16 protein-coding genes are annotated in these 19,049 nt (G+C 70.1%); 7 read left to right on the top strand and 9 right to left on the bottom strand.

From position 1 onward, the window contains the following. The first annotated feature begins 73 nt into the window (after positions 1–73). The 7 genes from ACFSGJ_RS11390 to ACFSGJ_RS11360 all read left to right on the top strand — a co-directional run bounded on the left by ACFSGJ_RS11390 (position 74) and on the right by ACFSGJ_RS11360 (position 6,966). Positions 74–853, top strand: coding sequence for a glycosyltransferase family 2 protein (locus ACFSGJ_RS11390; protein ID WP_390261619.1), 780 nt, complete (start codon positions 74–76; stop codon positions 851–853). Further along, on the top strand, positions 850–1,161 hold the full coding sequence (locus ACFSGJ_RS11385) for a lipid-A-disaccharide synthase N-terminal domain-containing protein (RefSeq protein ID WP_390261618.1): 312 nt from the start codon (positions 850–852) through the stop codon (positions 1,159–1,161). The genes ACFSGJ_RS11390 and ACFSGJ_RS11385 overlap by 4 nt, the downstream gene beginning before the upstream one ends. Next, the gene (locus ACFSGJ_RS11380; protein ID WP_390261616.1) at positions 1,136–2,596 is read left to right on the top strand and encodes an ArnT family glycosyltransferase; all 1,461 of its coding nucleotides are present in this window, start codon (positions 1,136–1,138) and stop codon (positions 2,594–2,596) included. Before ACFSGJ_RS11385 ends, ACFSGJ_RS11380 begins: the two co-directional genes overlap by 26 nt. Positions 2,597–2,665: 69 nt before the next feature. Further along, positions 2,666–3,775 (top strand): ABC transporter permease, encoded by a 1,110-nt coding sequence (locus ACFSGJ_RS11375; protein WP_390261615.1) that lies wholly within the window; start codon positions 2,666–2,668, stop codon positions 3,773–3,775. Next, a complete protein-coding gene (locus ACFSGJ_RS11370) occupies positions 3,772–4,569 on the top strand; it encodes an ABC transporter ATP-binding protein (protein WP_390261613.1) in 798 nt (265 codons plus the stop codon). Before ACFSGJ_RS11375 ends, ACFSGJ_RS11370 begins: the two co-directional genes overlap by 4 nt. A 4-nt stretch (positions 4,570–4,573) precedes the next feature. Beyond that, complete coding sequence (locus tag ACFSGJ_RS11365) at positions 4,574–6,313, top strand: MlaD family protein (RefSeq protein ID WP_390261611.1); 1,740 nt, start codon at positions 4,574–4,576, stop codon at positions 6,311–6,313. A gap of 11 nt (positions 6,314–6,324) precedes the next feature. Further along, on the top strand, positions 6,325–6,966 hold the full coding sequence (locus ACFSGJ_RS11360; RefSeq protein WP_390261609.1) for an ABC-type transport auxiliary lipoprotein family protein: 642 nt from the start codon (positions 6,325–6,327) through the stop codon (positions 6,964–6,966). A gap of 9 nt (positions 6,967–6,975) precedes the next feature. On the opposite strand, the gene ACFSGJ_RS11355 is transcribed toward ACFSGJ_RS11360, so the two are convergent. The 9 genes from ACFSGJ_RS11355 to ACFSGJ_RS11315 form a co-directional block, all read right to left on the bottom strand. Beyond that, positions 6,976–8,274 (bottom strand): hypothetical protein, encoded by a 1,299-nt coding sequence (locus tag ACFSGJ_RS11355; protein ID WP_390261608.1) that lies wholly within the window; start codon positions 8,272–8,274, stop codon positions 6,976–6,978. 120 nt (positions 8,275–8,394) lie between these two features. Beyond that, positions 8,395–8,997 carry an LbetaH domain-containing protein gene (locus tag ACFSGJ_RS11350; protein WP_390261606.1) on the bottom strand — a complete coding sequence of 201 codons (603 nt, stop codon included), beginning with the start codon at positions 8,995–8,997 and terminating at the stop codon, positions 8,395–8,397. Further along, positions 8,984–10,126, bottom strand: a complete 1,143-nt coding sequence (locus ACFSGJ_RS11345; RefSeq protein ID WP_390261605.1) for a glycosyltransferase — start codon at positions 10,124–10,126, stop codon at positions 8,984–8,986. The genes ACFSGJ_RS11350 and ACFSGJ_RS11345 overlap by 14 nt, the downstream gene beginning before the upstream one ends. Next, the gene (locus ACFSGJ_RS11340) at positions 10,123–12,438 is read right to left on the bottom strand and encodes a glycosyltransferase (RefSeq protein WP_390261603.1); all 2,316 of its coding nucleotides are present in this window, start codon (positions 12,436–12,438) and stop codon (positions 10,123–10,125) included. Before ACFSGJ_RS11340 ends, ACFSGJ_RS11345 begins: the two co-directional genes overlap by 4 nt. A 1-nt stretch (position 12,439) precedes the next feature. Then, a complete protein-coding gene (locus ACFSGJ_RS11335; protein ID WP_390261601.1) occupies positions 12,440–13,873 on the bottom strand; it encodes a hypothetical protein in 1,434 nt (477 codons plus the stop codon). Then, positions 13,870–15,309 (bottom strand): WcaI family glycosyltransferase, encoded by a 1,440-nt coding sequence (locus ACFSGJ_RS11330; protein ID WP_390261600.1) that lies wholly within the window; start codon positions 15,307–15,309, stop codon positions 13,870–13,872. Before ACFSGJ_RS11330 ends, ACFSGJ_RS11335 begins: the two co-directional genes overlap by 4 nt. Then, positions 15,306–16,412 (bottom strand): GDP-L-fucose synthase family protein, encoded by a 1,107-nt coding sequence (locus ACFSGJ_RS11325; RefSeq protein ID WP_390261598.1) that lies wholly within the window; start codon positions 16,410–16,412, stop codon positions 15,306–15,308. The genes ACFSGJ_RS11330 and ACFSGJ_RS11325 overlap by 4 nt, the downstream gene beginning before the upstream one ends. Further along, the gene (gmd, locus tag ACFSGJ_RS11320) at positions 16,409–17,533 is read right to left on the bottom strand and encodes a GDP-mannose 4,6-dehydratase (RefSeq protein WP_390261596.1); all 1,125 of its coding nucleotides are present in this window, start codon (positions 17,531–17,533) and stop codon (positions 16,409–16,411) included. The genes ACFSGJ_RS11325 and gmd overlap by 4 nt, the downstream gene beginning before the upstream one ends. After that, entirely contained in the window at positions 17,520–18,935 is a 1,416-nt protein-coding gene (locus ACFSGJ_RS11315) for a mannose-1-phosphate guanylyltransferase/mannose-6-phosphate isomerase (RefSeq protein WP_390261594.1), read from the bottom strand. The genes gmd and ACFSGJ_RS11315 overlap by 14 nt, the downstream gene beginning before the upstream one ends. Positions 18,936–19,049 lie beyond the last annotated feature (114 nt).

Genomic DNA, 19,049 nt, shown 5'->3' with positions numbered 1-19,049 from the left:
CCCGCGGATACGATCCTTTGCCTTGATGCGCCATGCCTGACGGGATAAGCCCCGCGCAGAACAATCAGCGCGAGTGCCGGACGTGATACGCTTTTCCATCGTCGTCCCGATGAAGAACGAGGCGGGCAATATCGCCGCCCTGGTGGACGGGATCGGGGCCGCCTGCGCGCCGCTCGGGCCGTTCGAACTGATCGTGGTCAATGACGGATCGACGGACGGGACCGAGGCCGCGGCGCTGAGCCTCGCCGCGACACGGCCCTGGCTGCGCGTCCTGCGGCATGAACGCTCGGGCGGGCAGTCGGCGGCGGTGCATTCGGGGGTGCGCGCGGCGCGGGGGCCGGTGATCGCGACGCTGGACGGGGACGGGCAGAACCCGCCGGACCAGTTGCCGCTGCTGCTTGCGCCGCTTCTGGCGGCCGACGCGGCCCCGGGGCTGGCGCTTGTGGCGGGCCAGCGGCAGGGGCGGCAGGACACGCTGTCGAAGCGGCTCGCCTCCCGGCTCGCGAACGCGTTGCGGGCGCGGGTGCTGCGGGACGGGACGCGCGACACGGGCTGCGGGCTCAAGGCGTTCCGGCGCGAGGCCTATCTGGACCTGCCGTTCTTCAACCACCAGCATCGCTACCTGCCCGCGCTTTTCGCCCGCGATGGCTGGCAGATCGCGCATGTGGACGTGACGCACCGGCCGCGACAGGCAGGAATTTCGAACTACAACAACCTTCAGCGGGCGCTGGTCGGCATCCATGACCTGATCGGGGTCGCCTGGCTCTTGCGGCGGCGCAAGACGGTGCGGCCCGTGGAACTGACCACGCCCACGACGGGGCCTGCGCCCGATGCACAAGGAGACATGGCATGAGCGTCGAACATCTCTGGTCGATCCTGCATGTCAGCGGCTGGGGGGAATTCTGGTGGGTGGTGATCGGCCTGACAGGGCAGCTTTTGTTCACCGCGCGCTTTCTGGTGCAGTGGCTCGCCTCGGAAAAGCAGCGCCGCTCGGTCATCCCGGTGGCCTTCTGGTATTTCTCGCTCGCCGGGGGGGTGGTTCTGTTCAGCTATGCGCTTTACCGGGCCGATCCGGTCTTTATCCTTGGCCAGAGCGCGGGCGTCATCATCTATTCGAGGAACCTCTGGCTGATCCATGCTGAAAAACGACACGCGCACTGACCGCCAATGGCTGGCGCTGACGCTGATCGCGATTCTCGGGATCACGGTCTGGCGCATCCTCTTGCTGCCCTATGCGGGGATCGACCTCTTTGTCGATGAAACGCAATACTGGCTCTGGGGGCGGGAAATGGCCTTTGGTCATTATTCCAAGCCCCCGGGCATCGGCTGGCTGATCCGTGCCACGACCTTCCTGACCGGGTCGGAAAGCGCGTTCAGCCTGCGCCTGTCGCTGCCGGTGCTGCACGGGCTGACGGCGGTGATGATCCTGATCCTCGGCGAAGAGGTGTTCGAGCTGCGCGCCGCAGCCCTTGCCGCGATCAGCTATGTGACGCTGCCGGTCGTCGCGGTCGGGAGCCTTCTGATCTCGACCGACACGCCCATGCTCTTCTTCATCGCGGCCAGTCTCGCGATCTGGTCCAAGCTGCGCCACGGGCCGCATCTGGGGCTCGCGCTCCTGCTCGGGCTCTGCCTCGGGCTGGGGATGATGTCGAAATACGCGATGTCCTATGCCTGGATCGGGCTGGCGCTGGTGGCGATCCTGGTGCCGACCTGGCGGATCGGGCGCCGCGACGGGGCGGTCGCGGTGATCGTGGCGGCCATCGTCGTCGCGCCGAACATCTGGTGGAACCTGCAGCATGACATGGCGACGCTGCGCCACACGGCCGACAACGCCGACTGGCAGGGGACGCAGGTTCACCCCGACCGGGCGCTGCGCTTTGTGCTCGAACAGTTTGCGGTGGCCGGGCCGGTGATCTTTGCCGCGATGCTGATCCAGTTCCTGCGCCCCAAGCGGGTGTGGGAGGATGAGGACATCCGCGCCATGGTCCTGCTGGCGCTGCCCGCACTGGTGGCGGTGACGGTTCAGGCCTTCCTGTCGCGCGCCTATGCCAACTGGGCGGTGGGCGCCTATGTGGCGGGCACGGTGCTGGCGGTGGACTGGCTGGCCCATCGCGCGCCGCGCCTGATGAAGCTGTCGTTGATCCTGAACGGCTTCATCGCGCTGGCCGTGCCCATCGCGATCACCCAGGCCGCTGACCTGCGCCGCCCGGATGGCGAATTGCTGCTGCGCCGGCATCTGGGCCAGGCGGAGATCAGCGCCCGCGCATTGCAGGCGACCCGGGCGGCGGGGGGCGATGTGATCGTCGCCCATGACCGGGGCCTTTTGGCCGATTTGTTCTACCGCACGCGCAAGGGCGGGCCACAGATCTTTGCCGTGCCGCAGACCGACCCGGTGCCGCATCACTACGCGCTGATCTACCCGCTGCCCGCCGACCGCGACGGGACGGTGCTTTACCTCAGCTATGCGCGCAACGCGATCCCCTGCACCGACCCCGATGCGCCCGTGGCCGAGGTCGCAAGCTGGACCGCAGGCACCGGTCATGCCGAGGGGCAGGAGATCACGCTACGCCGCGTCCCGGCCGATTGCTGGCGCTGAGTTGCGCTGGACCTGCCGCCACCGATGCGCTTAGATGCGCGCTGATGCAAAGGGGGCGGCAGGACAGGCGTGCAGGGTGACGTGGCCGACAGCTTTGAAATCCGGGAAAAAGACGGTGCGATCGTCCTGACCGGCGACCTGACGCTGCACGCGGCACAGGCGCTGCGCGACGCGCTGCAGGATGTCTCGGGCCGGATCGACCTGTCGGGCGTGGACCGGATGGATACCTCGGGCGCCTGGGTGCTGGCGGACCTGCGGCGCCAGCGGCAGGGAACAGGCGACGAACTGGAGCTTTCCGGCCTCGATGAGCGTCGCGCGGCGCTGCTTGAAACCGTGGAAAAGACCTTTCCCGAAGATGCGCCCCCGGCCGACGGGCACCTCAGCCTGACCGACCGGCTCGCCAATCTCGGGCAGGCGGTGGTGGGCGCCTGGCAGCATCAGGTGGAGCTCGCGGGGTTTCTCGGCCTCTTTCTTGCGCGGCTTGGCCGGTCGTTTGTGCATCCCCACAACCTGCGTATCACCTCGATCGTCTTTCACTGCCATGAGGTGGGGCTGAAGGCCGTGCCCATCGTCTCGCTCATGGCCTTCCTGATCGGCGTGGTGCTGGCGTTTCAGGGCGCAGCACAGCTTCAGCAATTCGGGGCCGAGGTCTTCGTGGTCGACCTGATCGCCGTCTCGATCCTGCGCGAGCTTGGCATCCTGCTGACGGCGATCATCGTGGCGGGGCGCACGGCCTCGGCCTATACCGCCGCCATCGGCTCGATGAAGATGCGCGAGGAGATCGACGCGATGCGCACGCTGGGCGTCGACCCCGCCGATGCGCTTCTGGTGCCGCGGATGCTGGCGCTCATCCTGATGCTGCCCATCCTCGGGCTGGTCGCGAACCTCATGGGGCTGATCGGCGGCGGGCTGATGTCCTGGATAGAGCTCGGGATTTCCCCGGGCATGTTCCGCACACGGCTTCTCGATATCGACATCTCGCACCTGCTTGTGGGGATGATCAAGGCACCCGTCTTCGCGGTCATCATCGGCCTTGTCGGCTGCCACGGCGGCATGAAGGTCAAGCAGGACGCGGAATCGCTCGGGCAGATGACCTCCCGCTCGGTCGTCACGGCGATCTTCACGGTGATCGTGGCCGATGCGCTCTTTTCGATCTTCTTTCAGCGGGTGGACATGTGACCGGGGACCGGACGGAAGATCTGGCCATCCGCGTACGTGGCCTCGTGAACCGCTTCGGCACGCATGTGGTGCATGACGGGCTCGACCTCGACGTGCGGAGGGGGGAGGTTCTGGGCGTCGTCGGCGGCTCGGGCACCGGGAAATCGGTGCTCCTGCGCTCCATCGTCGGGCTCATCACCCCGGCCGAGGGCTCGGTCGAGGTGCTGGGCACCGATGTGCGCACCACCGATGACGAAACCCGGCGCGAGCTTGAGATGCGCTGGGGCGTGATGTTTCAGGACGGCGCGCTGTTCTCCTCGCTCACCGTGCGCGAGAATGTGGAGGTCCCGCTCAAGGGCATCGAGGATCTGTCGGACGAGCTGCGCGCAGCACTGGCGGATATGAAGATCGGGCTGGCGGGGCTGCCGCCCAAGGCCGGCGCGAACTACCCGTCCGAGCTTTCGGGCGGGATGCGCAAGCGGGCGGGCCTTGCACGGGCGCTGGCGCTCGACCCCGATATCGTGTTTCTGGATGAACCGACCGCCGGGCTCGACCCGATCGGGGCGACCGCCTTCGACAACCTGATCCGGCAGCTCAGCCAGACGCTCGGGCTTACCGTCTTTCTCGTGACCCATGACCTCGACACGCTGCACGCCTGTTGCGACCGGATCGCGGTCCTCGCGGAAAAGAAAGTGCTGGTGACCGGGACCATGGCCGATATGCTCAAGGTCGATCACCCTTGGGTGCATGAATATTTCCACGGGCCCCGCGCCCGTGCCGCGCAGGCTACCGGCGCGCCGGACGAAAGGGACTGACGGGATGGAAACACGCGCGAATTACGTTCTGGTCGGGGCGTTCACGCTGGCGGGATTCCTCGGGATACTGCTGTTCCTGATGTGGTTCGCCCGGTTCGAGCTGAACCGCCAGTTCGCCTATTACGACGTGCGGTTCGAATCCGTCTCCGGGCTCGCCAATGCCGCCATGGTGCGGTTCTCCGGCCTGCCCGTGGGCCAGGTCGTCAGCATGGGCCTCGACCCCAGCGGCGATGGCCGCGTCCTTGTCCGGCTGGAGGTCTCGGCCGATACTCCGATCCGCGAGGACAGCGTGGCAACACTGGAATCCCAAGGGGTTACGGGCGTTTCCTACATCTCCATCACATCCGGCAGCCCCGATGCACCCCTCTTGGAGGACGTGTCGGAAATGGCGATCCCGATGATCCGTGCCGGGCGGTCGGTGTTCCAGACCCTGACCGAGGACGCGCCCGATCTCATCTCCGAGGCGGTGGAGGTCGTGCGCCAGGTCGGCCGGCTTCTGGGCGACGAAAACCAGCAGCGCGTCTCGAACATCCTCGACAATGTCGAACGGTCCTCCGGCTCGCTGGAACAGGCAATCGCCGATATCTCGAGCGTGACCGACAGCATCTCGACCGCCGTGGGCGACATCGCGGATTTCACCTCGAACCTCGGCGAAATCGCCGAAGTCGCGACCGACACGCTGCGCCGGGCCGATACCGCGCTGGAGGCCTTCGTGCAGTTCGCCGCCCGGGCCGAGGATACGCTCGATGCAGGCACCGGCGCCCTGACCGCGGCCGAGGGCGCCTTTACCGAAGGCCAGCGCCTGATGCAGAACGACCTTCAGGTGCTGATCGCGAACCTGTCCGAGGCCGCCGCCACCCTGCGCGGCGAGATCGAGCTTGTGGCCGCCGATGCGCGCGGCACGCTCACGCAGTTCAGCGAAACCGGGGCCGCCGCCACCGCCCGCCTCGATCAGGCGCAAGCGACCATCGCCGCCGCCGATCAGGCGATCGCCGCGCTGACCGAAACGCTCGACACGATCAACACCGCCGCCGGCCGCTTCGACACACTGCTGGCCGATGACGGCACCGCCCTGATCGCCGAGGCGCGCGAGGCCGTGGCAAGCGCCAATACCTTCATGGACCAGCTTGGCGCGGTGGCCGAAACCGACCTGCCGCTGATCCTTGCCGATATCCGCGCCACCAGCGCCACCGCCCGCGCCGCGATCACCGACATATCCGAGGATCTGGGCGGCTTTACCGGCAGGCTCGAAGGTCTGGCCGACAATCTTTCCGTCACGCTGGAAACCGCGAGCACCACCTTCGCCAACGCGAACAGCACCCTTCTTGCGATCGAGAACGCGATGATCGCCGCCGAGGAAACGCTCGATACCGCCGAACGCACCTTTGACAGCGCCGACCGCGTCATCAACGAGGATGTGACCGCGCTTGCGCAGGACATGCGGGCGACCATGGCGCGGCTCGACAATGCGATTGCGCAGGTGGCCGATGACATCCCCGCCGCCACCGCCGATCTGCGCGAAATGCTGGCCAACGCGAACAGCACCTTCGATGAGGTGGCGGCCGTCGTGCGCGCCTCGGGCGCCTCGGTCCAGACCTTCGCGACCAGCGGCCTGCCGCAATACACGCGTTTCGCCGAAGAGGCCCGCGGCCTTGTCCGCACGCTCGAACGGCTTACGACCCAGATCGAGCGTAACCCCACCCGCTTTTTCCTCGGGGGCCAGACGCCCGAGTTCCGTCGCTGAAAGGATCGCCCATGCGCCTGCTGCTCTCTCCGGCTTTCGGCCTGACGCTTTTTGCCCTGCTGCCCGGTTGTGCCGCCATCTCGGCGCTCAGCGGCAGCGATCCGCTCGACGTCTATGACCTGCGGCCAGCGCCCAGCCTCGGTGTCGCCAGCGCCCGCCCGACCCGCGATCTGGTGATCGAGGAGCCGACCACCCGCGGCGCGCTGGCGACCGACCGCATCCTGATCCGTCCGAACCCGCTTCAGGCGCAGTATCTGCCCGATGGCCGCTGGTCCGACGAAACGCCCGCACTCGTGCAGACCCAGCTCGTCCGCGCGTTCGAGGATACGGGCGCACTCCGCTATGTCGGGCGCCGCCCGCTCGGTCTCTCGGGCGACTATGCGCTTTTGTCCGAGATTACCGATTTCCAGGCCGAGCTTCAGCCCGACGGGCGCAGCGCCCTTGTCCGCATCCGCCTCTCGGCCCGCCTGGTGCGAGAGGCCGACACCGGCATCCTCGGCGCCCGGGTCTTCGAGGCGACTGCCCTTTCCGCCAGTACCGACACGCTCAACATCGTCTCGGCCTTCGACACGGCGGCGGCGGCGCTGGTGCCGCAGATCGCCGCCTGGGGGCTTGGCGCGATGGGCATCGCCGCCCGCGCCCCCGGCACCTGACGCAGCCCCTCAGGCGCCCTCTTCCAACGCGGCATCGGCCAGCGCCATGGCCGTCGCCACCACCGCATACCCAGCGGCATTAAGGTGGATCGCGTCAGACCGAAGCGAGCGCGGGATACGCCCTGCCGCCACGTCCCCGGCATCGTCGGCGCCCGTCCCCGCCGCCTGCAGCGCCGCCACGAGGTCGACGAACCGTGCGCCATAGGCCGCCGCCAGGTCGGCGTTCAGGGTCGCGATGGTCTGCACCCCCGATGCGGTATCATTCGCGCTCGGCAGCACCGCGCCTACCAGAAAGCGGTCGTGCCCCAGATGCGCGACCATCGCGGCGATATCCGCCTTGACGACCGAGGGCGCGCCGAAGTTGTTGCGCCCCGCCCAGATCCAGGCCGTATGATCCTTCAGCGTCGCGGCCTTGGCCGGCAGAAAGACCCCGGTCGTGCCCGTCCCGACCGGCCCCGCCACGCTGCGGGTAAAAGTCCAGGCCCCGCTCGCGTCGGTCGACATCACGCCCGCGATCCCGCCGATGCTGCCGGCGATGGTCCCTGTGAACGCGCCGCTCTGGACCAGCACGTTCACCCCCTTTTCGGGCACCGCGACGGTCGAATGGGCGGTCAGGGTCAGGTTGCTGATCCGGTAGGTGCCGACGCGGGTATGGGCAAGGATCAGGATGCTGTTCGCCGTCTGGCTCAGCGCGCTGCCGACCGTCAGGTTCAGGCTGCGCCGCCCGCCCACCGAGAACCCGGCCGATGCCGCCCAGTCCCCCGTCGGATGGCTGGCGGAGGGGGCATTGGCAAGCCCCACCTCGACCCAGCCGCTGCCGCCCATGTCGATGTCGAAGTCGAGCGTGCAGCGCGTTCCCGCCGGCAGCGTCTCTCCCAGCCAGACCTGCGCGCCGGATTGCGGTGTCCCCACCGCCTCGATCACCAGCGCATTGCCTTCGGTCCGCACCACGGCGGGCGGGTTGGCAGCCGCCCGGCTTTGCCAGCCGCCCAGCCCTTCCGCGAAGTCCCACGCCCGGTCCAGCCGCATCGGGATGGGCGCGGCCAGCGTCACGGGGATCGGAACGGCGCCCTGCCGCGCCGCGATCTGGGTCGATGTCTGCCCGCCGATCCCTTCGTTCAGGATGGTCCGTCGCGGGGCAAAGAGCCCCTGCGCCACAGCCGGATAACTCGCGGCCGCCGTGGCACCGGCGCCCGCCGTCAGGCTGTCGCCCCAGGCCACCACGGGCGGGCGGAGGTTGCGCAACCTGTGACGGCGGCTTGCGCCATGAACCGCAAGCGCGGTCGCTCCTGTTCCCAGTCCGATCATGACGGTCCTCCGGCTAAGGTTGATCGTGCCGGGGGTCCGGATGGGGCGCTCCGGGTCTCTGGCACGGGGATCAACCTGCCGCAGGGTGGTTAAGATGTTCCTGATCCAGCGCACGCCCGGTTAACCGTTTGCACCCGGGGCTGCATCCCGCGCGACCTGCGGCAGCGCCTCCCTCGGCCGGTTCTTCAACCTTTTTGCGGGGTTACCCGCCCAGACCTCCCATGCCGGAACATCGCCAAAGGTTACCGCGCGGGCGCCCAGAACCGCGCCCTCACCCATCGACACGCCCGGCCCCACAAAGGCTTCGGCCGCGACCCAGGCCCCCGGCCCGATCTCGATTCGCGCGGTTTTCAGCTCGAATCCGGGGCTGGTGATGTCGTGGCTGCCGCAGCACAGATGCGCCCCCTGCGACACGACCGCCCCCGCCCCCAGCCGGATGTCCGCCATGGAATAGACCGTGACACGCGGCCCGATCACCGCCCCGGGGCCCAGCGTCAGGTTGCGCGGCAGCCAGATCCGGGCCGAGCCATAGACCCGCGCCCCCCGCCCCACCTCTGCCCCGAAAGCCCGCAGGATCAGCGCGCGCCACCGCGCCATCCCCGGCGGCGTCCAGCGTGCCAGAACCGCCCAGACCAGCAGGAACAGCGCCCGCTCCGCCCGATGCGCGAGGGTGAAGGTCGCCCGCCCCTCCAGCACGCCGCGCCCGCCGTCAGCCAGTGACATGTCGCGCCCCCGCGACCTCTTGCAGCACGGCCAGCAGCGCTTCTGCCGCCGCCTCGATCCGATAGCGGCTCTCCCAGCTTGCCCGCGCCGCGCGGCCCATCTCGGCCCGCGTCGCACCGCCCAGTGCCTGCCAGTCGCGGATCAGCCGCGCCGCCCCCGCGACCGTATCGGGCGCCACCAGCCCCGCGCCGTCGGCCAGCACCTCTCGCCAGATATTCACCTTGTCCGAGATCAGGACCGGGGTGCCGCAGGCCAGCGCCTCGGCGACGACGATCCCGAAATTCTCCTGATGCGACGGCAGGACAAGCGCCTCGGCCCGCCGCAGCGCCTGCCATTTGGCCTCGCCCTGCAGCATCCCCGGCAGATGCACGCGTCCCCCCAGCCCCAGCGCCGCGGCCCGCGCGATCAGGCCCGGGCCCAGCCCCGCCTCATCCGGCCCCGCCAGCACCAGATCGAGTCCCGGCGCCGCGGCCCGCGCAAACCCCTCCAGCGCCAGATCGCAGCCCTTTTTCGGGTGCAACCGCCCAAGAAACAGCAGAAACGGCCGCCCGCCGGCGAGGTGTGCATCCGGCATCGTCATCCCCCCGGGCGGGCCCGCGGCGCCATAGGCCACCACCCGCCCCCGGTAGCGCGGGCCGATGAACACGTCCCGGGCCGCGCGCCGCTCCTCCTCCGAGGTGAAGAGAACCGCGTGGGCGCGCGCCAGCGCCTGCCCCTGCCCCGCCCACCAGAGCGCCTGTTTGGCCAGATGCTTGACCGGCGCCGTGCGGCGGAACCACGGGTCCATCATCCCGTGCGGAAAAAGCACATAGGGCAACCCCGCCCGCGCCGCCGCCCGCGCCCCCCCGACCGAGGCATGGGTCCAGAGCCCATGCACCACCGCCGCATCGAACCGCCCGGCATTGGCGGCGATCCACCCCGCCAGCGTGGGCGTATAGCCATATCGCCGCGCAACCGGCCCAAGCGCGTGAAGGGGCAGCCCCGCCACCTGCGCCGCATCGGGCGGATCGAGGCTCAGCACCTCGGTCTCATGCCCCAGCGCGGCGTGGCAGGCGGCGCTGCGCAGCATCCCCTCGACCGGGCCGCCCTGTTCGGCGGCAATGCTCGGGATGATCCGCAGGAACCTCATGACACCTCCAGCAGGGCGCGCAGGTTGCGGTCAAGGTTGGCGGGCGAGAAATCGGCCCTGATTCGGGCCTGCCCCGCCGCTACCATGCGGGCCGCCAGCGCGGGATCGTCCCGCAGCAGCGCAATCCGCTCCGCAAGCCGGCCCGGGTCGTCGGGCGGCACCGCGAACCCGTCCACCCCGTCGCGCACCACCTCGGGACCCGCGCCGCCCGTGCCGCAAATCACCGGCAGGCCATGGGCCCAGGCCTCCAGATAGACGATGCCGAACCCTTCCTTGGCCGAGGGCAGCACAAAGACCGCAGCCGAGGCATAAAGCGCCGCCAGTTCCGCGTCATCGACGCGGCCTGCGAAACGCACACGGGCCCCAACCCCCAGATCGGCGGCCAGCGCCTCGAGGCCCGGGCGCAGGGGGCCGTCCCCCACCACCGTCAGCCGTTCCTGCGGCAGATGGACCAGCGCGCGCAGTACCGCATCCACATGCTTGTCGGCGTCATGCGCACCCAGCCGTGTCACGGTCAAAAGACCCGCGCGCGGCACGGCCACAGGGGGCGGCACCGGATCCACCGTGTTGGGAAAGATCGTGAAGCGGCCCGCTGGAATCGCATAAACCCGCGCCATCCGCCGCGCGGTATAAAGGCTCACCGCCGCGATCCGGTCGCAGGCGCGCAGCATCCGCCCCTCGGCCCGGCGTGGGGTGCGGTGGCGCGGATCGCCCCAGACCTCGATCCCATGCGCGAAAAGAATAAGCCGCTGGCCCCGCCCGCGCAGCCGCCGCGCCAGCCATGCCAGAGGCAAAAGGTTGATATGCCCCAGCAAAACCACATCGGCCCGCAGCGCATGGGCCAGCGCCAAAAGCATCCCCGCCCGACCCCAGACGCGGATCGCCGCGTTGTCCGCCGGCAGGTCCGAGGGCCGGTCGCCGCGCAGGATCGCCCGCATCTGCCAACCCCGGGCCGCTGCGTCCCGCATCAGCGCCGCCAGCAGCCGCTGGTTGAACCGCTGCAACCCGCCCGTCCCGGAATAGGTGGCAAGCCCCAGAAAAACCACGCGTTTCGGCCGCTGGGCACGGGGCACGTCGCGCAGGAACCGCCCCAGCGCGCGCAGCACGACGCCGGCCATACCCGCCTGCGCCACGGCCAGCGCCACGGCCATGCCCCCCGCGCCCGCAACCGGCACCAGCGCGGCCCCCAGGGCCAGCCCCGCCGCCGCCAGCGCACAGAGGATGACCCCCGCCCCGCGATGCCGGTTGACGGCGGCAAGGGGCGCAAGGGCCGTCGTCCAGACCATTTCGGCCAGAACACCTGCGGCAAGGGCCGCGCCCATCCATGGGTCAAAGCGCAGTTCCCCGCGTGCCAGCATCCCGAAGGCCCAGGGCACCGCCCCCGGCAGCAGCGCCAGAAAGACCACGCCCCCTGTCAGAACCAGCCCCGCCTGAAGCCGCCAGAGCCCGCGGAACCCGGCCCCCTCGCCCCGCCCCGCCGCACGGCTGTATTCGGGCGTGAAGGCGTGGGTCAGCATGTTCGAACCCGCCGTCCCCAGGCGCAGCACGGTGCGCAGCACCGCAAAACCCGCGACCGCCACCGGCCCCGCCAGCGACCCGAGGATCAGGACCGGCCCCTGCAACAGCGCCGCCTGCCCCAGCGGCACCGTCACATACCCGAGCGCGGCGGGGGTGATCGCGCGCAGCTCCGCCCGTCGCGCCAGCCGCCACCCCTGCCGCAGCCATGGCACCCGCCGCCGCAGATGCAGCGCGAACAGCCCGACGCTCGCGATGCGCAAGGCCAGCACCGTCCCGGCGGCCGCCAGAAACCCGCCCCCGGCGAGCGCGGCAAGGACGATCCCCGCAGCCTCGGCCAGACGGGCGGTCGCGGCGGCTGCGGCCTCTTCGGCGGCATATCCCTCGGCCCGAAGCGCCGCCGCCATCAGCAGGAAAAACGGCCAGAGCACCCCCGAAACCGCCAGCAGCGCCAGCGCGCCTCCCGTCTCTCCGCCCACGAGCCACAGGAGGGGCAGCAAAACCGCCAGCAGCGACGCGCCCAGGACCGACAGCAGGGCAAGGACGCTCTGGTAAAGGACCAGCGCACGGCGCCGCGCCCCCCGGCCCACGCGCATCGTCATCTCGTTCTTGGTAACGAAGGTATAGCCAAGATCGCCGAAGGCCATCATCGACGGCAGCACCATGACCAGCAGCCAGAGCCCGAACCGCTCGGCCCCCCAGACGGCGATCAGGACCGGCGCGGTCGCAAGCTGCACCGCAATCGTCACCGCCTGTGCATAGCCCTGCGCGATCAGGTTCTGCCCTAGCCGCCCCATCTCAGGCCCCGGACGGGGCAAGGCGGGGCCGCAGCCGCAGCCCCAACCCCAGCAGCAAGAGCGTGAATGCGACCAGCGGCAGGATGCGCAACCCGAAGACCGCCAGCGCATCGAGCGTCATTTCCGGCAGCACCCAGACCAACGCCACCGCGAAAAGCCCCAGGGGATGCCCGCGCAACGGCCCCAAGATCAGGTTTCCGGCCAGCATCACCGGCCCCGCGACCAGCAGCGGCACCACCGCGAGGCCCGCCCAGCCCGCCGCCGCCAGCGCGCTCGCCGCCAGCCCGATGACCGGGCGCGCGGCATTGCCGTATTGGCGGATGCCATGGTCCCAGGCGACCAGATCGGCGCCCGTCGCCGCCGTCTTGGCGATCAGCGCCGAGGGCAGCACGCCTTCGGCGACCTCGCGCAGAAAGGGGCCGGGGCCGGTCAGGCCCGTGCCCGCCCGCAGCACCTGATCGACCGGCAGTACCAGCATGAAACGGTCGACCGGCAGGGTCGAGGGCCAGACATAGCTGCCGTTTTCGGACCAGGCATGGGTGAAGCCGCGCAGAAAGGCGCCCTCGGCCTCGCGCAGGCGCGCCGGGTTGAACCCGTGCTGCGACAGCAGGTCAAGGGCCAGATCCAGCCGCCCCGCCCAGCCGAGCGTCAGGAACGACCCGCGCATCAGGTGGATCAGCGGCGCCGCGTAAAGGACCATTCCCGCCGCCATGAGCAGGGCAAGGGCGGTCCAGACCGCGCCCCGCCCGTCCCGCCCCGGCAGGATCAGCGGCAGCGCGCAAAGCATCAGCAGGAACTCGGCGAATTCGCGGCGCGTATTGCTCGTGAGCGCCATCAGCACAAGGCCCGCGCCGCCAAGGGCCACCGCCAGCGCCGCGCGCCGGTCGGCGGACGCCCGTGCCAGCGCCAGCGCAAGCCCAAGCGGCAGCAGGAAGACGAGGCTCCCGAGCCCGCCAAAGCCCGCACCCTGTTCCACCATCCCGTCCACCATCCGGGGCCTGAGCGCCACATGCAGCGCAAGCACGGCAAAGCCCGCGGCCATCACCGGCACCGCCAGCCGCCCCTGCACCGCCGGATCGGCAAGCGGCGCGGCCAGGGGCGCCCGCCGCCCCCGGGCCAGGCGCCGCGCGAGGTCAGAGACCAGGGCCAGCATCGCAACCCCGGCGAAAAGCGCCGTCGCCGCCGCCTGCGGGTGGTGCAGATTGGCCTGCAGCGGCTGGCCCAGGAGCGGCTTGAGAATCAGCGCAAAGCCGCTCGCATAAAGCGCGCTCGCCGCGACGAAAAGATCGCCGAACCAGATCTGCGGCCGCGCGATCGCCCGGACCCCCAGCCCCGCGATCGCCAGGAAGAGCACGAGCATATAGGCGTCCGACCCGAGCCCGAGATGCCAGAGCGCGAGCGCGAGGAACCCCCAGCAAAGCCAGAGCACGCTCATGGCGCGCGGGCCGTGGCGGGGAGCGTGCCCAGAAGCTCCGCCTCGAACGCGGTCAGGATCGCATCCTGCGACCAGCGCGTGGCGGCGCGGCGGCGCGCGGCGGCGCCAAATGCTGCCGCCCGGGCGGGATCGTCGAGCAGTGCCGCCACCGCATCGGCCAGCGCCGCGCCATCCCCGGGCGGAACGACCAGCCCGCAACCCGCAACCTCGGCGGCCAAAGCGGTTCCGGGCACCGCCGTCGCCACCACCGGCCGCCCCGAGGCAAGCATGTTGGCAAGCTTCGAGGGCAGCACCAGGTCGGCCGCGCCCGCCGTCTGCGGCATCAGATGCACCCGCGCCAGCGACAAAAGCGCCGGCAGGTCTGCCGCGGGTTGCAGGGGGCACAGCGTCACCGGCAATCCCCCGACCGCGGCGCGCAGGGGCGCAAGGCCCGGCCCCTCGCCGCAGATCAGCAGGCGGAACCGGGGCCGTCCGGCAAGCCTGCGGGCGAGATCGGGCAAAAGCTCCAACCCCTGCTTGGTGCCCAGCGTGCCGGAATAAAGCACCACATCCTGCCCCGCGACACCCAGCCGGGCCGCCAGCGCCTGCACCTCGGCCCCGGGCGGTGGGGGGCCCAGATCGGACCAGTTCCGCATCTCGGCCAGCCGGGCAGGCGTGACACCCGCCGCCGCCAGTTGCGCGAGCATCGGCGCCGAGATGCTGCTCACCCGGTCGAAGCGCCGTAGCGCCCAGCCCTCATAGGCGCGGGCGATGCGCCCGATCCGCCCGGCACGCAAAAGCCCGGTGGCAAGCGCCGCGCCGACCTCCAGATCCTGCACATGCAGCCAGGCGCGGGCGCCCGTGACCCGCGCCGCCAGCCAGCCCACCGGCGCCGAGACGAGCGAGGGCGCGATCACCAGAACCACGTCCGGCCGCCCGCGCGACAGCGCCAGCGGCAGAACCAGCGCCGCGACCGCCGCAAAGCTCGCATGATGCAGCAGGCGCTTCAGCCCGCCGGGACGGCGCGGCACATGGATCGGACAGCGCCAGACCTCGACGCCCGCCTCCCGTGTCCGGCGGGGCAGCGCGCGGCGATAGCCGTCAAAGACCCGCCAGGCCGGGTAATAGGGTTGCGCCGCGACGACCCGCACCCGATGCCCGCGCGCCGCCAGCCATTCGGCCATTCCCGCAGTATATCGCCCGGTTCCGACGGTTTCCGGCGCGTAGTTGAGACCGAGGATCAGAAGGTCGAGGTGCCCGGCGCCGCCCTCGTCCCGCCCGGGCGTGATCTGCCCATCGTCCCGCGAAAGCGCGGGACTGGTTTCCAATTCATCCCGCGCCTGCGCGGGAGTGATCTCTCCTTTGTCCCGCGAAAGCGCGGGACGGGCCTCTCCTTTGTCCCGCGCCTGCGCGGGACGGGGCTGCCCCATCCTTGCCGCCTGGGCGGGGACGTTCATGCCCGGCGCCCCGGCCGCCCGGAACTGTTCCCGGCCGCGCACCAATCGGCATAGGTTTCCGCCAGACCCTGCGCCAGCGGCCGCGCCCTGTCCCAGCCGAGCGCGTGAAGGCGGCTGCAATCGAGACGCTTGCGCGGCGTGCCGTCGGGGCGCGCGGGATCGAAGGTGATCCGGCCCGCATAGCCCGTGACATCGGCGACCATCCGGGCAAGTGCGGCGATCGAGACCTCCTGCCCCGAGCCCACATTCACCGGCACCATCCCGGAATACCGCTCCAGCAGAAAGACCAGCGCATCGGCCAGATCGTCCACATGCAGGAATTCGCGCAAGGGTGCCCCGCTGCCCCAGACGGCGACCTCGGGCGCGCGGGCCAGTCGCGCCTTGTGAAAGCGGCGCAGAAGGGCGGGCAGGACATGGCTGCCCTCGGGGTCGTAATTGTCGCCCGGGCCGTAAAGATTCGTGGGCTGCACCGAGATGAAGTCGCAGCCATGTTCCTGCCGGTAGGCCGCGCAGAGCTTGAGCCCCGCAATCTTGGCGATGGCATAGGCCTCGTTCGTCGGCTCCAGCGGGCCGGTCAGCAGCGCCTCCTCGGGGATCGGCTGGGGTGCGGCGCGGGGATAGATGCAGGAGGATCCGAGAAAGAGGAGCTTTGCCACCCCCGCCTGCCGCGCGCCCTCGATCACATTCGTGGCGATGGCGAGGTTGTCATAGAGAAATGTCGCCGGCCGGGCCGCGTTGGCGGCGATCCCGCCCACGGTCGCGGCGGCAAGGATCACCACCTCGGGGCGCGCCTGCGCCATCCAGCCCGTTACCGCCGCCTGATCGCGCAGGTCACATTCGGCGCGGGTGACGGTCAGCAATTCAGAGCCCGTGCCCGCAAGGCGCCGCATCAGCGCAGCCCCCACCATCCCGCGATGGCCCGCAACCCAGACGCGCCGCCCCGCAAGGCGAAAGGGAGCGGCTTCGGGCGAGGTGGCACGCGCGGGCGGCGCTGCCGGGCGGGGGGAGGCGAGCGACGGAATTTCGCCATCGGAACCGCCGCGGGACAGCGCGCGCCCCGTGAAAGAGACGGCCTCGGCGGCGACAACCCCGGCGGCAGTCATCCGTGACGGTCCCGGCGGGTGCTTTCCTGCCGGACGGCGGCCAGATCGCTTGCCACCATTTCGGCGATCATCTGCGGCAGCCCCGCGGAATGGGTCCAGCCGAGCCGTTCCCGCGCCTTGGTCGCATCGCCGACCAGCAGGTCGACCTCGGTCGGGCGGAAATAGCGCGGATCGATTTCCACCAGCACCCGCCCCGTCCGGGGGCAGAGGCCGCGTTCCTCAAGGCCCTTGCCCTGCCAGTCGATGCCCATGTCCACGGCCGCAAAGGCCGCCTCGACGAAACCGCGCACCGTCTCGCTGTTGCCCGTGGCCAGAACATAGTCGTCGGGCACGTCCTGCTGCAGGATGCGCCACATCCCCTCGACATAGTCCCGCGCATGGCCCCAGTCGCGCCGCGCATCCAGATTGCCGAGGTAAAGCCGGTCCTGCAGCCCGAGGCTGATCGCCGCGACCCCGCGCGTGATCTTGCGCGTCACGAAGGTTTCACCCCGGAGCGGGCTTTCATGGTTGAAAAGGATGCCGTTCGAGGCGTGCATCCCGTAGGCCTCGCGGTAGTTAACGGTGATCCAGTAGGCATAGAGCTTGGCCACCGCATAGGGCGAGCGGGGGTAGAAGGGCGTATCCTCGCGCTGGGGGACGGCCTGCACCATGCCGTAAAGCTCGGAGGTGGAGGCCTGATAGAACCGCGTCCGGTCGGCGAGCTTCAGGATGCGGATCGCCTCGAGCAAGCGGAGCGTCCCGAGCCCGTCCGCATTGGCGGTATATTCCGGCGTCTCGAACGAGACCTGCACATGGGACTGGGCGGCGAGGTTGTAGATCTCGTCCGGCTGCACCTCCTGGATCAGGCGGATCAGGTTGGTGCTGTCCGTCATGTCGCCGTAATGGAGGTGAAACCGCACATTCGCCTCATGCGGGTCCTGATAGAGATGGTCGATCCGGGCCGAGTTGAAGGAGGACGCACGGCGCTTGAGCCCATGCACCTCATAGCCCTTGTCGAGCAGCAGTTCCGCAAGATAGGCGCCGTCCTGCCCCGTCACCCCGGTGATGAGCGCGCGCCGGGCCTCGGGGCGTGCGGACGCGATGCGATCGGAGGTGGGGGCAAGCGCCCTAGCTGCGGGCATAAAGATCCTCATAGCGGATGATGTCGTCCTCGCCGAGATAGGTGCCGGTCTGCACCTCGATCAGGACCATGGGCAGCCGGCCCGGGTTTTCGAGCCGGTGGACCGCGCCAAGCGGGACGTAGACGGATTCGTTCTCGGTCAGCAGCCGCTCCTCGCCATCCACGGTCACGCGGGCGGTGCCCGAGACGACGACCCAGTGTTCGGCGCGGTGCATGTGGCTTTGCAGGCTCAGGATGCCGCCGGGGCGCACGACGATGCGCTTGACCTGAAACCGGTCCTCGCGCGCCAGCGTCTCGAACCAGCCCCAGGGGCGGTGGTCGCGGGCGAAGCTGTCGGCCTGCCGGGCGCCCTTGGCCCGCAGCGCGCTGACGGCAAGCCGGACCTCCTGCGCGCGGGCGCGGTCGGCGATCAGCACCGCGTCGGGCATGGCGACGGCCACGACATCCCTGAGCCCGATGCAGACCAGTTCCAGCCCGTCGGATTCGGAGCGCAAGAGGCTGTCGGCGCAGTCGATCGCCGTCACCGGCCCCGATTGCGCAAGACCCCGGTCATCGGGCCCCATCTCGCGCCAGATCGCATCCCAGCCACCAAGGTCGGACCAGCCCGCGCCGAAGGGGACGACCGAGAGGTTCGGCGCGCGTTCCATCACAGCATAATCGACCGAGATGTCGCGCGCACCTTCCCAGGCGGCGGCATCGAGGCGCAGGAAGCCCAGATCGGGGCGCGCGCCGTCCAGCGCCGCCGCGACCGGCGCCATCAGTTCGGGCGCATGGGCGCGGAAGGCCGCGACCAGCGTTTCGGCCGTGGCGAGAAAGATCCCCGCGTTCCAGAGATACCGGCCCGAGGCGAACATCCGGGCGGCCCGCGCCGCATCGGGCTTTTCCACGAACCGCGTGAGGGGGGCCGGGGCGCCCTCGGCCACCTCGCTCTCGAGTTCGAGCCAGCCATAGCCGGTTTCCGCATGGGTCGGGCGGATGCCGAAGGTCACGATCTGCCCCGCCTCGGCCGGGGCGACACCCACCGCCACCGCCGCGCGGAAGGCCGCCGCATCGGGCACGACATGATCCGAGGGCGCGACCAGCATCAGCGCCTGCGGGTCGTCCTGCGCCAGCCGCATCGCCGCCACAAGGACGGCGGGCGCCGTGTTGCGCGCGGAGGGCTCGATCAGGATCGCGCCGGGGTCGACCCCCGCCTGCATCAGCTGTTCCGCCACCAGAAACCGGAAATCGCCCGCGGTCACGACCAGAGGCGCGCCGAAACCCGGCCCCGCCAGCCGCCGCGCCGAAGCCTGAAACAGGCTTTCGTCCCCCACCAGGGGGGCAAACTGTTTCGGATAGCCCTTGCGCGACAAGGGCCAGAGCCGCGTTCCTGCGCCGCCACAGAGAAGAACAGGGGTAATCATGCGCTTGGTCTCCCGCAGGGTGGAAAAACCCACCATCCGCGGCAGACTGCCCTCTTTGCGCTGCCGAGAACAAGACCCGCCACGCCCGGCATGGCTTTCGGAATGCGACACCGG

This window comes from Halodurantibacterium flavum, from assembly GCF_042681825.1.
Classification (GTDB): Bacteria; Pseudomonadota; Alphaproteobacteria; order Rhodobacterales; family Rhodobacteraceae; genus Halodurantibacterium; species Halodurantibacterium flavum.
Note: the sequence above shows the minus strand (reverse complement) of the source record. Positions and strands in the feature narration are given on the sequence as shown.

Bases quoted from the DNA above. Each gene is read 5' to 3' on its own strand.
- ACFSGJ_RS11385 (WP_390261618.1), top strand. From the start codon at position 850: ATGAGCGTCGAACATCTCTGGTCGATCCTGCATGTCAGCGGCTGGGGG.
- ACFSGJ_RS11380 (WP_390261616.1), top strand. From the start codon at position 1,136: ATGCTGAAAAACGACACGCGCACTGACCGCCAATGGCTGGCGCTGACG.
- ACFSGJ_RS11365 (WP_390261611.1), top strand. From the start codon at position 4,574: ATGGAAACACGCGCGAATTACGTTCTGGTCGGGGCGTTCACGCTGGCG.
- ACFSGJ_RS11360 (WP_390261609.1), top strand. From the start codon at position 6,325: ATGCGCCTGCTGCTCTCTCCGGCTTTCGGCCTGACGCTTTTTGCCCTG.
- ACFSGJ_RS11355 (WP_390261608.1), bottom strand. From the start codon at position 8,274: ATGATCGGACTGGGAACAGGAGCGACCGCGCTTGCGGTTCATGGCGCA.
- ACFSGJ_RS11350 (WP_390261606.1), bottom strand. From the start codon at position 8,997: ATGTCACTGGCTGACGGCGGGCGCGGCGTGCTGGAGGGGCGGGCGACC.
- ACFSGJ_RS11345 (WP_390261605.1), bottom strand. From the start codon at position 10,126: ATGAGGTTCCTGCGGATCATCCCGAGCATTGCCGCCGAACAGGGCGGC.
- ACFSGJ_RS11340 (WP_390261603.1), bottom strand. From the start codon at position 12,438: ATGGGGCGGCTAGGGCAGAACCTGATCGCGCAGGGCTATGCACAGGCG.
- ACFSGJ_RS11335 (WP_390261601.1), bottom strand. From the start codon at position 13,873: ATGAGCGTGCTCTGGCTTTGCTGGGGGTTCCTCGCGCTCGCGCTCTGG.
- ACFSGJ_RS11330 (WP_390261600.1), bottom strand. From the start codon at position 15,309: ATGAACGTCCCCGCCCAGGCGGCAAGGATGGGGCAGCCCCGTCCCGCG.
- ACFSGJ_RS11325 (WP_390261598.1), bottom strand. From the start codon at position 16,412: ATGACTGCCGCCGGGGTTGTCGCCGCCGAGGCCGTCTCTTTCACGGGG.
- gmd (WP_390261596.1), bottom strand. From the start codon at position 17,533: ATGCCCGCAGCTAGGGCGCTTGCCCCCACCTCCGATCGCATCGCGTCC.
- ACFSGJ_RS11315 (WP_390261594.1), bottom strand. From the start codon at position 18,935: ATGATTACCCCTGTTCTTCTCTGTGGCGGCGCAGGAACGCGGCTCTGG.